Origin of the sequence: Sphingobium sp. IP1 (genome assembly GCF_002708645.1) — a bacterium.
Taxonomy (GTDB): Bacteria; Pseudomonadota; Alphaproteobacteria; order Sphingomonadales; family Sphingomonadaceae; genus Sphingobium; species Sphingobium yanoikuyae.
In genome coordinates this window covers 25,059-37,012 of record NZ_NOIW01000025.1, presented here as the reverse complement: position 1 = coordinate 37,012, position 11,954 = coordinate 25,059, and the positions used below count along the sequence as shown (strand labels likewise).

The window sequence follows — 11,954 nt, the reverse complement described above, 5'->3', positions numbered from 1 at the left end:
TCAATGCGTATAGATCATTAGGAACCCTATCGCATGCTTCCGGGAGCCGTTCATGAAGACCCGTCTTTCTGCCGCCTTGCTGTTCCTCGCCCTGCCCGGCGCAGCGCTTGCGGCGAATGATGTCGTCGTCCACCGGGACCCGGGTTGTGGATGCTGTGAGAAGTGGGCCCAGGCGCTTCGCGCGAAGCTGGGCCGCACGGTCGTCATGCGCGACGATGCGTCGCGCGGGGCGCTTCAGCGGAGGGCCGGCATGCCGGGCACGCTGGCATCCTGCCACAGCGCGATGGTTGATGGCTATCTGATCGAGGGCCATGTCCCGGTCGCCGATATCAAGCGCCTGCTGGCAACCCGTCCCGTAGGCGTCAGAGGCATTGCGGTGGCGGGGATGCCGATCGGCTCGGAGGGCATGGAAGTGGCAGGCGCCGCCCGCCAACCCTATGCGGTGGTGTCGTTCGGCAGTTCGGGCCAGAAGGTCTTCGCGCGGCATTGATCACGCACGCCTCGGCTCTCGCTGGTGATTTCCTGTTTGAATGACTGGGACTTGCTCGCCCCCACCTGTATAGTCATTTGATGCATGCTCCCGCTCGCCCCCATAGCCGCGCATCCGCTCCCCGGACGAAAGCTGCTTCTGTGGGCGAACCCGCGGTCGACGCTGCCGGTGCGGAGAAGCAACCTCGCTATGTGGCGATCAAAGACAGCATTTTCGAGGACATCCGGGAAGGTCGCCTGAAGCCCGGCGACCAGACGCCGTCAGAGGCCGAGCTCGTCGAGACGTTCAAAGTCTCGCGCATGACCGCAAACCGGGCGTTGCGGGAACTGCAATCGGCCGGTGTCGTGGTACGGCGGGCGGGGCGGGGCAGCTTTGTCGCCGAGCCCCGGCCGATCGGGCAGCTGATCGAGATCCGCAACATCGCGGAGGAGGTGCGCGGCAGGGGCCACGCCTATCGCGCGCGCGTCATTTATAATATCGAGATACGGGCTGATGCGGAAAGGGCAGCTCTGCTGGAAGTCGGCTTGGGCACGCGCCTCTTCCATTCGCTTATCGTCCATCACGAGACCGAATTCCCAATTCAGGTCGAGGAGCGCTTTGTGCTGGCATCTGCTGCGCCACGCTACGGAGAGAGGGATTTCAGCGCCTCGACGCCGAATGAATATCTGACACGTGTTGCCCCGCTCGAGCGAGTAGAGCACCGGGTGTGCGCGGCGATGCCGGATACAGCCATGCGAACAATGCTGGGCCTCGCTGAAGGAGAACCAGTGCTAATGATGACGCGCAGAACCTGGAGTCGCGGACGTCTCGTATCGCACGCTTGGCTCACGCACCCGGGCAATCGGTTCGAGCTATCGGCGGCTTTTTCTGTTGGGACCTAGCGATCAGCCCGCGCCCAACTTGACGGCCGATTTGCGCCTGCGCCGCAACCATCGCACGTCGGCGCGACTGAAGCTCTTAAACAGCAGGTAGAAGCCCGTCCCCGACAGCCACAAAGTACCGAACGCAACGAAGACGATCAGCGGGTGATTGAAGCTGGTGCGGTTCACATAGTCCATATTGTGGAGCATCCAGAAGAAATCCCAGGTGCGCCATGTGTCGCCGCGCATGACCAGGAATCGGCCGGTGTCGGCGGAGATGTAGGCGCTGCTGTTCTCTGCGTCCGCGAAATCCAGTCGCCACATGGTGCCTTCGTGCTCGCGCGCTTCCACATTCGGTTCGGCGAGCAACGTTGCCTTGCGGATCGGTGCTTCATTCACCATCGTCGCGACGTCGCGCGCGACCTGCTCGTCGACCCGAACCGGGGCGCCGCTCGTCGCGTCGATTAGCCGCGTGCCCGTGGTGGATCGAAGCTCGTAGACGGGGCGTGTGGCAAGGGACCGCAAGGCGATGCCGAGCACGGGACCATCAAGAGCGAGCTTTGCCGGCGCAATATAGTCACCGGCAGGTAGGGCGTGCTGATGGCTGGCCTGCGCACTGTGTCCGCCGACCTTCTCCTGATCGAGCAAGGCCATCATCGAGCCGCTCAGAGCCCAAAGGAGAAACTGCACGCCCAGGATCAGGCCGACCCATTTATGGATGCGCCGAAAAAAGAGCGGGGTGAACCGGATTTTCTTCATGCCTTCTTCTTCCTGCGCCGCGGGAACGACCAAAGCAGCAGCCAAGCCCCGGCCAGCGCCATGGCAAGGGCACTCCAGGTCGCCACGCGCAGCAGCGGATTGTTGACGTCGGAGCGATCGTCATAGTCCATGATGTGCAGCATCCACGCGAAATCGAACACGCGCCACAGCGCATGGCGGCGCGAGATCAGCTCACCGGTCTGCGGAGAGAGATACAGGGTTGGCCGGTTCCAGGCATCGAATTCGACCTGCCAATAGGGAGGCTTGCGCGCCTGCATTTCCAGTGGCGCCGTCGTCAGCAGCCGGGCTGCGACGATGTCCCCGGTGCCGCTGTAGATGCGCCGAGCGGCGGCGCGGATTTGTGCCTCGCTCAAATCGGGGATGGGCTGTCCCGAACCTGCATCGAAGAGTCTTGGACCACCCGGGGTTTGCGCGCGCCAGACGGGCTGATCCATGAACCGTTGCAGGCGGATCTCGGACGCGTCGGGAGCCGATTGAACAATCCGCGCCGGCGGGACGAAGCTCGCAAGGTCGATGGGGGCGACGACCGGTGGGCGGACCAGATCGTCGCCATGGATGATGTCGATATGGACGGCCACCATATAGAAGCCGGTCAGCGTCCAGAGCAGAACCTGGACGCCGACGATCAGGGCCAGCCACTTGTGCGTCCGGCGGATGACCAAAGGCCAGCGAATTGCCATGTGCTGCCCTTCAGAACGCGGTTCGGAAGCCGGCGTAGAAGCGCCGTCCGAGTAGATCATAGGTCATCGTGTCGGTGTTGGCATCGGTGAAGCTCTGGATATAGGGCGCCTTGCGGTCGAACAGATTATCGGCCCCGATCTGGAAACGTGTCTTCTCGTCGATCGCGAAGGCAAGCTGAAGATTGTGGTAGAAGACGTTCGGCGTGCGGTAGCCGATGTCGCCGGCCGATGCGTTGAAGTCGGTCGCCTTGCCGATCCATTGTGTCGACCAGGTCGCGCTGATGCCGTCCTTTTCCGCCGTCAGCACGCCATAACCACGCCATTTCGGATAGCCGCCATTGCCGCCCCCGATAAACCCGTCGAAATAGATCGGCGCGCCGCCGGGGAAGGGGTTTACGACATATTTGTTGAGATAGGTCATGTTGAGATCCAAGGAGATCTTCACCTCGCCCACCGCACCACTGTACACCAGACCCAGATCGAGACCATTCATCTCCTCGCGGCCGGTGTTGATGGGCTGGGCGGAGAGGTAAGTGACCTCGCCGGTCAGCGCGCTGCGCGTAAAGTCGCTGCAGAACGGGTGCGACAGGTTCTGGCTCGCATAGCAGACTGCGAGCTTGGTCGAGCCGGGAATGGCCCGGATCGCGTCCTTGATCTTGATGTCGAACCAGTCTGCCGTCAGCGACAACCCTGGGATGATGCCGCGCGGCGATATCACCGTACCAACGGTCCAGGTCGTGGAGCTTTCGGGCCGAAGGCTCTGGTTACCGCCCACTGTGGTGAGGATCGTGGTGCCGAGCTGCGTATAGTTGGCCGGCACACCGGACGCCTGACAATTGGCGATCAAGGTCACGTTGCCGCTGGAGGTGTAGCGCGAGCAGGGATCGGTCGTGGTCAGATTGCCTTCCGAGACGCCGCCGAAAAGCTCCGGCACGTTGGGAATGCGAAAGCCCGTCCCATAAGTGCCGCGCAGACGGATGCTGTCATTGACTACCCAGTCGGCACTGAGCTTGTAATTCCAGTCGCTCCCGAAGAGATTATAGTTTGAGTAGCGGACTGCGCCATCGAGCGTGAGCGCCTTGGCGAAAGCTGTGTTGGCAAGCACCGGCACCGATAGCTCGAGATAGGCTTCCTTGGCGGTGCTCGAGCCCGAAATAGGATCCTGCTGATTGACGTTCGCCACGCCGAGCACCGTCAACGGGTCGGGATCGCGCCAGCCTTTTTCGCGCCGATAGACCACGCCGGTGGCGAAGGACACCGCGCCGGCTGGAAGGGAGAAGAGATCGCCGTTGAGGTCAGCCGTGACCGTGCCGAGTTCGTTGCCTCCGCGATCGCGCGAGGTGAACAGAATATAATCCAGAACCTGAGGTGTCAGGTCTCCGAACCCAAGATAGTCGCCGCAGGGGATGGCCGCGCCCGCCGTGCTGGAGCATTTGCTCCTGTCGAGCGTGTTCGCGACGCGCTCGAGATTGGCGATGTTGGTCGAGCCGTCGACGGCCGTGTTACGCCCGAAGCTGCCCGCGACTTCCCAGGCCCAGTCGTTCGCCAGCTTGCCGCGCAGCCCGAAGGTGCCTTGCCAGGTATCGGTCTCCTGGAAGAAGTGGCGCGCGCCGGGTTCGGCGAGGCGGCGCTGGGCCAGGACCAGGTTCTGGCCGGTCGGATTGGTCGGATTGCTGGCTGGTATCGAGAGATTGCGCAGCGTGCCGGGTGTCGCGATCTGATTCGACTTGCGGAACGTATAGAGGAACTCGCCGAACGCCTGGATACCGTCGGTCAGCGCATAGTCCGCGAAGAAGGCCGTGCTGACGCGCTCGACTGGGCTGACCGCATTGAGAAACGGGTTCGAGTTGAAGTTGTGCTTGGCGGGACTGTAAGGCTCGTAGAAGTTCCCGTTCCCTCCGGGTACCTGGTTGAAGTTGATCTGTTGGCCGTTGGGCAGCACCGCGCGTCCGCCGATCGTCGAGGCGCTGTTGACGCAGCTCAGCGAGCCCGGCGTCGTTTCAGCGAGCGAGCAGGGCGCACGCGAGGCCATGTTGACGGCGCTGGTCTTCTGGTAGGTGACTGCTGCCATGAACCCGCCACGATCGTTGCGAATGCCCCAAAGTAGGTCCGCGGTGAGATCGGAGCCGTCGCCGCGCTCGGTAATGCCTTGTCGGACGCTGAGACCCAGGCCTTCATAATCGGTGCGCGTGACAAGGTTGACCACGCCGGCCATGGCATCGGCCCCGTAGATAGCGGACGCGCCATCCTTGAGGACATCGGTGCGTGCCAGCGCCACGACCGGGATCATGTTGAGATCGGGTGAGGAATTGGCGCCGGTGCCGCCCGCGACGAGGCGTCGGCCGTTGAGGAGCACGAGTGTGCGCTTGATGCCGAGGCCGCGCAGATTGACCTGAGCAGTGCCATAACCGTTGTTGGTCCAGTAGGCCGATGTCTGGTTGCCCGCGAAGCCGGCATTGGCCGGCAAACGCTGCAAGGCGGTTTCGATATTGACGATGCCGGTATTTTGGATCTGCTCGGCGGTGACCACGGTGGCCGGTCCAACCCCGGCCAGATCCTGCCGACGGATTCGTGAGCCGGTAACGACGATGTCGCTGTCATCCCCCAGGACTTGTGCTTTTGGCTGCGGTGTCGGATCGGCCTGAGCGAGAGCCGGCGCGGCGTAGCCCGCGACGATAGCGGCGCTGCCGAGCAGGGCCATCCTGATGGTCATGTGCAATCCCCCTGACGTTTTAGAACAGCCACAGACAACATCAGTTGTATATACAGGTCAACAGTATTTTTCCTGTTTTTCCAATACCTTATTCTCGTGAAATTTAGATATAGATATAGCTATAATACGCACGCCAGACGTCGAACCCTCATGACTGAAGAGATATTTTTGCGAGCGCTCATTTGCAAAGCTGCTGAGATAGGAGATAGAATATCATATGGTAATACAGCCTCGCACGCTTCGATTTGATGATCGGGACATTTGGCCGGCAAGAATGCGAAGCGGCATGATCACATGTTATTGGTGTCGGCGTGATATACCTAGGTATAGCGCTAGAGATGCTCCGGGAACATTAGTCCTTTGCTGAGCTTGCACGCGCCAGGGAAAGTAATACCGATGCGGACCGCATTTGATCCTCGTTTCCTGGATGTGTCGCGCCTTCTTCCGGATTGAGCCGCAGGTTCGCCTTTTGAGGCAGATGAAACGACTCCTGACGAAACGTCGTGCGACGAGTCCGGCGACCTGAGATCGTCGCGCAGCCACTGGGTCACTTGGCGATGATCCAATCCGGTTCGGCAGTGGCGGCGCAGTCCTCGAACGTCGATCGCATCCGCGGAGCCGACGGGCCGGCTTGTGCATGAGCCGCCCTGATTTTGCCGCTGGGCAGTACGGCAGGTTGCGAAAAATGCTTGCTGTGTCCCGGTCGGCGCGCGGGCGTGCAGCTCGCGCCTCGCACGATCACACGCGCAGCAGTCGCCCCACCGCCCGCATGATCGTCGCCCGGCGCGCCGCGTGCTCGGCAGCGTCGCGTGCAGCTCCGGTCATGCACCAGAGCTGGGTGAGGGCGGCGACAAGCCGGACGACATCCAGGGGCGTGAAGTCGGCGACGATCCGCCCCTCGGCCTGCGCCGCTGCGATCCCGTCCAGCTTCTCCCCGAGAAGGACCTCGCCGGCCGGGAGCATCAGAACATCCTGGCCACGCTCCAAATGATGCCAGGTCAGCAGCCTCCACAGGCGCGGGCGTTCGACCAGCAAGTCATAGGTGCGCCCCGCATAACCCTCAAGATCATTGGGATCGAAGCGATCGGCCTGCGCCGCGTCCATCACTTCCTGCGTCAGCGCGGCATCGAAGAGCGCCTCCTTGTCCCCGAAATAGGTGTAGAGCATCGGCTTGCTGATACCCGCCGCCTGCGCAATCCGGTCGATCCGCGCGCCCGCCAGCCCATGGGACGCGAACTCCTCGGTCGCTGCAGCCAGGAGCGTCTCGCGGCTCTGTGCGGCATTCCGCCGGGTTCGTTGCTTCATCACACCTCCAAGCATTGACGCATTCCAGGTTTCAAGTTACCTACCAGTTGGTAATATATGGAGTAACATATGTCCAATCACTGGTTTCTCACGGGCGCGTCCAGCGGTATCGGCCGCCATCTGGCCGAACTGATCCTGGCCGCTGGCGACGACCTTACCGCGACGGCCCGCAAGCCCGAAAGCCTCGATGATCTCGCGGCGAAATATCCGAGCCAGCTGCGCGTCGAAGCGCTCGACGTCACGGTCAAGGACGATATTGCTGCGGTCGTGGCCCGGGCGCAGGCGCGTCGACCCGTCGATATTCTGGTCAACAACGCCGGCGGCGGCGTGATCGGCGCCACCGAAGAGATGTCGGACGCCGAGGTCGAAGGCCAGATCGCGCTCAATCTCATGGCGCCCATCCACATCATCCGCGCCTTTGTCCCCGCCATGCGGCTGCGCGGGAGCGGCCGGATCATCCAGATCTCCAGCGCTAGTGGTCAGGGCTCGCTTCCGACGAGCAGTCTCTATCATGTGGCCAAATGGGGCCTGGAGGGCTTCAGCGAATGCCTCCGCCAGGAGCTTGAACCCTTCAACCTGTTCGTGACACTGATCGAGCCGGGCGGGGCGCGCACCAGCTTCAGCCACAATCTGCAATTCGCCAGCGAGATCGCCGCGTATCGCGATACGCCCGCCGGCCATATCCGCAAGATGTTCGAGACCGCCGGAAACGAGCTCTACACGCTCGACCCGCAAAAGATCGCGCAAGCGATCGTTGATGTCGCAACCAGCGACCATCCGCCGCTGCGCGTGACTCTGGGGGGTGACGCTTTCGGCGTTGTCCAGGCGGCGCTGCAATCGCGGCTCGCCTTTCTGCAGTCCCAGGAAGCGCTCGCGCGCTCGGTCGCTTTCGACAGTTGAGCTTTTCCGTCTTCCAGCTTTCGTCTCCGCGCGGTGCGACGCGCCTCACCGGGGCCCGGCAACCCTGTCGTCAGCGCCGTTATCCGATACTTAGGTATAGTCATCCGACACGATTGCAGAGGCGCCACACGGGCAATCGCTTGGTACCATCGCAAGAGAGGAAAACCCTCGCGGTCGCCAATCAAGGGTGCGCAGACCTTCGCAGTCGCGTGCCCTTGATGTGGCAGCGCGCCGCCCAGCCACGCGCGTCATGAACGGGAGCGGCCTTCTGCGAAACCCAACGCTCCGCCGCATTTTCTATAAGCTCTCGCTCGAATTGCTGCGCGCCGCCTTCTTCTTCCTGCGATTGGGCTTGAAGAATGACGAGTGTTTGTGCGCGCGTCTCAATAGGCGAGGCACACGGCTTCCGGTCGCCGCCGCCGTTCTTTGTCACAATGGCAAACGGCTACGGCCGGCGACCCTGATCGATCCGGCGTGCGAGCACGTCGGCAAGGATGACTTCGTGTGGATCAAAATGTCCCAGCCCAGCGAAACAGAACTTGCCGACATCGCCGGGAATTACGGCCTTCATCCGCTTGCCATGGAAGGTGCCGACAACGGCCACCAGATTTCGAAGCTCGACGATCACATGCTCAGGGTTGAGAGCGCCATCACCGGCATCCGCGACATCCTGATCTCGGTGTTCGAGGCGAGTCACCTGCTCGAACAGCAGCGCCAAGGTGCGATCACCCGTTAGCTTGCCGCCCGGGCTGCGATCCTCGCGGTGCCTACCGCGATTGCCGGAATCTACGGCATGAATTTCGAGAATATGCCCGAACTGAAGACGCAATGGGGATATTTCGTCATCCTCGGCGTCATCGCTGCGGTCTGCATTGGGCTCTACATCCGGTTCAAACGTAGCCACTGGCTTTGACGGCGCAGATTGGCTTTCCACATCGCGCCGGGCTGAGGCTGCCGGGGGCCGGCCGCCATAACTCAATGCTTTCGCAGAACCTCGGCGCGGTGCCGGTCCAACGCATCGAGCAAAGCCCTGCCGATCAAAGGCTTTGCGAGAACGTGATCGAAGCCCGCCTCGGCGGCCCGCCAGGCCAGCAGCGTGTCATGAAAGCCTGAGATCATGATGGCGCGTCCCGACCATCCGATCTCGCGAAGGTGACGCAGCATCGCGAATCCGTCGATGTCGGGCATGCGATAGTCGAGGATGACGCAGTCTGCCTCCTTCGCGCGGGGGTCGGCCAACAGCGCGTGGCCGGTCGTATATCCCCACACGGCATAGCCGCGCGATCTCAGCAGCAGCTGGAGGCCACGCCGCACGCCGGGATCGTCGTCGGAGACGAGGATGGTGTATCTGCCATCATGCTGAGTGGAACGGACCGATGGCATTGCGAGAAGCGGACACCCGTGTGACGATTGCACCATCGATCGCATATCGCGCCTCGTCCCGTCGCTACGTAGAGGTCGCAGTCACTTCGGCTTGCGGCCCATGCCCGCGGCAAAGGCGATCCGCAGGGCTTCGGACAAATTGCGGACCTCGAGCTTGGCCATCAGGCTCGCGCGATGGACCTCGACCGTTCGCGATGAACAGCCCAGGTCATAGGCGATCGTCTTATTGGGCAGGCCGTTCGCCAGCCCTTCCAGCACTTCACGCTCCCGGGGCGTCAGTGCAGCGACCCGCACGCCGGCTTCAGAGGTTTCCAGAGTGCGAAAGTCGACATCGTCGAGACGCGCGAACGCGCGGCTGACGGCGCCGAGCAGGGCGGCTTTCTCGAAGGGCTTCTCGAGAAAGTCGACCGCACCGCCTTTCATGGCCTGCACCGCAACCGACACGTCGCCATGGCCGGTCAGGACGATGACCGGCATATTGACCCCGCGTGCTGCCATGGCGGCCTGAACCTCGAGACCGTCCATCTCGGGCATGCGCACGTCGAGGATGACGCAGCCGACGGCCGCCGACTTCGCCTCCTTGAGAAACTCCACGCCCGAGGCATAGGTCACGACGTCGTAGCCCGCGGTCTTGAGCGCAAAGCTCGCCGCCTTGCGGATGCTCTCCTCGTCGTCGACCAGATGGATGACGCGTCTATCCCCCATGTTCCTCCTCCGCCCGCGCATGGATCAAGGTAAAATGAAAGCGCGCGCCGCCGCGGACGGGGCGCTCCATCCAGATACGGCCCCCATGCGCTTCGATGATGGTCCGGCAGATCGAAAGGCCGAGGCCCATGCCGTCGGCCTTTGTCGACTTGAACGCCGTGAAGAGCTGCTCCCGGACCTCGTCGGCGATGCCGGGGCCGGTATCCGCCACGGTCACCTCGATCAGCCCGTCAGGGCGCAACCTGGTCGCCACCTTGAGGTCGCGAACCGGACACTCCGCCATCGCCTCGATGGCATTGCGCATCAGGTTGACCAGCACCTGCTGGATCTGCACCCTGTCGACGAGGACCGGCGTCGCGGCGGGATCGACTGCAAAGAAGCTGCGGATGCCGCGCTCGCGGGCGTCGACCAGCGCGAGCTGGCTCGCCTCGGCGATGACCCGCGGCAGCTCGTGGAGGCTCTTGTCGACCTCGCCGCGGGCGACGAAATCGCGCAGGCGCCGGACGATATGGCCGGCCCGCAGCGTTTCCTGTGCCGCATCATCCATCACCGACCGTAGCGACACGAAGGGTTCGTCGTCCCGCTCGTCGAGCATGTCGCGGATCGTCTCGAGATAGAGCGCGACCGCGGCAAGCGGCTGGTTGAGCTCATGCGCGAGGGTCGAGGCCATCGTGCCCATCGCGCTCAGCCGGGAGACATGGACCAGCTCTGCCTGCAGTTCCTTGAGCCTGAGCTCATCCTGCTCCTTGGCGGTGAGATCCCGGATGAAGCCGGTGAACAACCGCTGCCCGTCTTCACCGGCCTCGCCAACCGACAGCTGCATCGGGAAGGTCGAGCCGTCGCGGCGCTGGCCGACCACGACGCGGCCGAGGCCGATGATCCGGCGCTCGCCGGTCTGGAGATAATGCGCGATATATTCGTCGTGCCGGTCGCGATCGGGCTGGGGCATCAGGCAGGAGACGTTGCGGCCGACGAGCTCGGTTTCCGAATAGCCGAACAGGCGTTGGGCGGCCGCGCTGAACGACGTGATGGCGCCGGTCTCGTCGATGATGATCATCGCATCGGGGACGGTCGCCAGGATCGACTGGAGATGCTGCTCGCGGGTCTCGATTGACGCCCGGACCGCCGCCTCGTCGGTGACATCGCGACTGATGCAGGCAAAGCCTCGATGTGCGTCGCCTTCGAACAGGGCGCTGATCGTCAGGCGCGCGAGATATTCCGCGCCGTTCTCGCAGACCCGCCACGCTTCGCGCTCCAGCGTGCCTTCGTGAAGGGCGGCCGCCAGGTCTGCGCACGGGCGGCCGGCCGCAATCTCGTCGGGCGGGTAGAACAGGTCATGGGGCTGTCCCAGGACGCGATCGAGGGGCCAGCATTCGGCACGCTCGCCTTCTTCATTATAGCTCAGCACGATCCCGGCAGGATCGAGCAGCGTCAGGACGTGGCCGCCAGCCTGTCGCAGGAACAGCGGCGCAAGCCGCGCTACGTCGCTGGCAATCTCGTCCGGCCCGCGCCTCGTGTCGACCATCGTCCCGGCTCACGGGCCTGGCCGGGCGCACGGATCCGGGCGTAGCCCGACCGTGCCACTCACCGCCGCGCGAGTATGGCCTTCATCTCGTCGATTTCCTGCCGCTGCGAGCGCTTGATCGCTTCGCAAAGCCGGATGACTTCCGGATCGCTGAGCTTTGCTTCCTGGCACATCAGGATCGCCCCGGAATGATGCGGGATCATCGAGCGCAGAAAGGCCGTGTCGCCGATCGTGGTCTGGGTGCGGATGAGCGCAAAGCTGCCGAAGAAGGCGACCAGCGACGCGGCGATCAGCGCGATGTTGGCGGCTTTCGACGCGAACATGTGCCGCATGGCGACGATCATCAGCACCACCATCGGCGCGACCATCATCAGCGTCATGTAGAGCATGTTGAGGTTGTTGTAGAAGCTGTCGAGCCCGTCGATCATGACGAACATCACCAGATACATGATGACGCCGCTGATGACGGTCTGAACGGCAAGGCTCCAATAGGCGCCCATCTTCCGGGTGTTCATGTGGGACGAATGGTCCATGGCGTATCTCCTTCGCTCGGCGCCGGCCGACCTTGGTATGAGTGTAACGCCCCGCTCTCCTGTTCGCCCCCGCCATCAGC

Annotated in this window: 11 protein-coding genes and 1 pseudogene; 4 read left to right on the top strand and 8 right to left on the bottom strand. The window is 63.1% G+C overall.

Features of this window, described 5'->3' with window-relative positions; translation table 11 throughout:
- Nucleotides 1-52 precede the first annotated feature (52 nt).
- Together CG471_RS11200 and hutC are read left to right on the top strand one after the other, a co-directional pair.
- Nucleotides 53-490, top strand: a complete 438-nt coding sequence (locus CG471_RS11200) for a DUF411 domain-containing protein (protein ID WP_004213035.1) — start codon at nt 53-55, stop codon at nt 488-490.
- A gap of 191 nt (nt 491-681) precedes the next feature.
- Nucleotides 682-1,371 carry a histidine utilization repressor gene (hutC, locus tag CG471_RS11195; RefSeq protein ID WP_230588639.1) on the top strand — a complete coding sequence of 230 codons (690 nt, stop codon included), beginning with the start codon at nt 682-684 and terminating at the stop codon, nt 1,369-1,371.
- 3 nt (nt 1,372-1,374) lie between these two features.
- On the opposite strand, the gene CG471_RS11190 is transcribed toward hutC, so the two are convergent.
- The 4 genes from CG471_RS11190 to CG471_RS11175 all read right to left on the bottom strand — a co-directional run bounded on the left by CG471_RS11190 (nt 1,375) and on the right by CG471_RS11175 (nt 6,828).
- The gene (locus tag CG471_RS11190) at nt 1,375-2,109 is read right to left on the bottom strand and encodes a PepSY domain-containing protein (protein ID WP_004213137.1); all 735 of its coding nucleotides are present in this window, start codon (nt 2,107-2,109) and stop codon (nt 1,375-1,377) included.
- Nucleotides 2,106-2,810 (bottom strand): PepSY domain-containing protein, encoded by a 705-nt coding sequence (locus tag CG471_RS11185; protein WP_004213138.1) that lies wholly within the window; start codon nt 2,808-2,810, stop codon nt 2,106-2,108. The genes CG471_RS11190 and CG471_RS11185 overlap by 4 nt, the downstream gene beginning before the upstream one ends.
- Before the next feature lie 10 nt (nt 2,811-2,820).
- Nucleotides 2,821-5,523 carry a TonB-dependent receptor domain-containing protein gene (locus tag CG471_RS11180; protein WP_004213139.1) on the bottom strand — a complete coding sequence of 901 codons (2,703 nt, stop codon included), beginning with the start codon at nt 5,521-5,523 and terminating at the stop codon, nt 2,821-2,823.
- A gap of 738 nt (nt 5,524-6,261) precedes the next feature.
- The gene (locus CG471_RS11175) at nt 6,262-6,828 is read right to left on the bottom strand and encodes a TetR family transcriptional regulator (RefSeq protein ID WP_015449258.1); all 567 of its coding nucleotides are present in this window, start codon (nt 6,826-6,828) and stop codon (nt 6,262-6,264) included.
- A 69-nt stretch (nt 6,829-6,897) separates the two neighbouring features.
- Between CG471_RS11175 and CG471_RS11170 the strand changes: the two genes are divergently transcribed.
- A complete protein-coding gene (locus CG471_RS11170) occupies nt 6,898-7,728 on the top strand; it encodes an SDR family oxidoreductase (RefSeq protein WP_037512051.1) in 831 nt (276 codons plus the stop codon).
- A 622-nt stretch (nt 7,729-8,350) separates the two neighbouring features.
- A pseudogene (locus tag CG471_RS31770) lies at nt 8,351-8,641 on the top strand (CorA family divalent cation transporter); the annotation flags it as partial.
- 62 nt (nt 8,642-8,703) lie between these two features.
- Here the strand turns inward: CG471_RS31770 and CG471_RS11160 are convergent.
- The 4 genes from CG471_RS11160 to CG471_RS11145 form a co-directional block, all read right to left on the bottom strand.
- Complete coding sequence (locus CG471_RS11160) at nt 8,704-9,111, bottom strand: response regulator (protein WP_007683354.1); 408 nt, start codon at nt 9,109-9,111, stop codon at nt 8,704-8,706.
- 81 nt (nt 9,112-9,192) lie between these two features.
- Nucleotides 9,193-9,816, bottom strand: coding sequence for a response regulator transcription factor (locus tag CG471_RS11155; protein WP_007683357.1), 624 nt, complete (start codon nt 9,814-9,816; stop codon nt 9,193-9,195).
- Complete coding sequence (locus CG471_RS11150) at nt 9,806-11,341, bottom strand: PAS domain S-box protein (RefSeq protein ID WP_037512054.1); 1,536 nt, start codon at nt 11,339-11,341, stop codon at nt 9,806-9,808. Before CG471_RS11150 ends, CG471_RS11155 begins: the two co-directional genes overlap by 11 nt.
- Nucleotides 11,342-11,400: 59 nt before the next feature.
- Nucleotides 11,401-11,874: a DUF305 domain-containing protein gene (locus CG471_RS11145; protein WP_004212732.1), complete on the bottom strand. Its 474-nt coding sequence runs from the start codon at nt 11,872-11,874 to the stop codon at nt 11,401-11,403.
- Nucleotides 11,875-11,954: the final 80 nt, after the last annotated feature.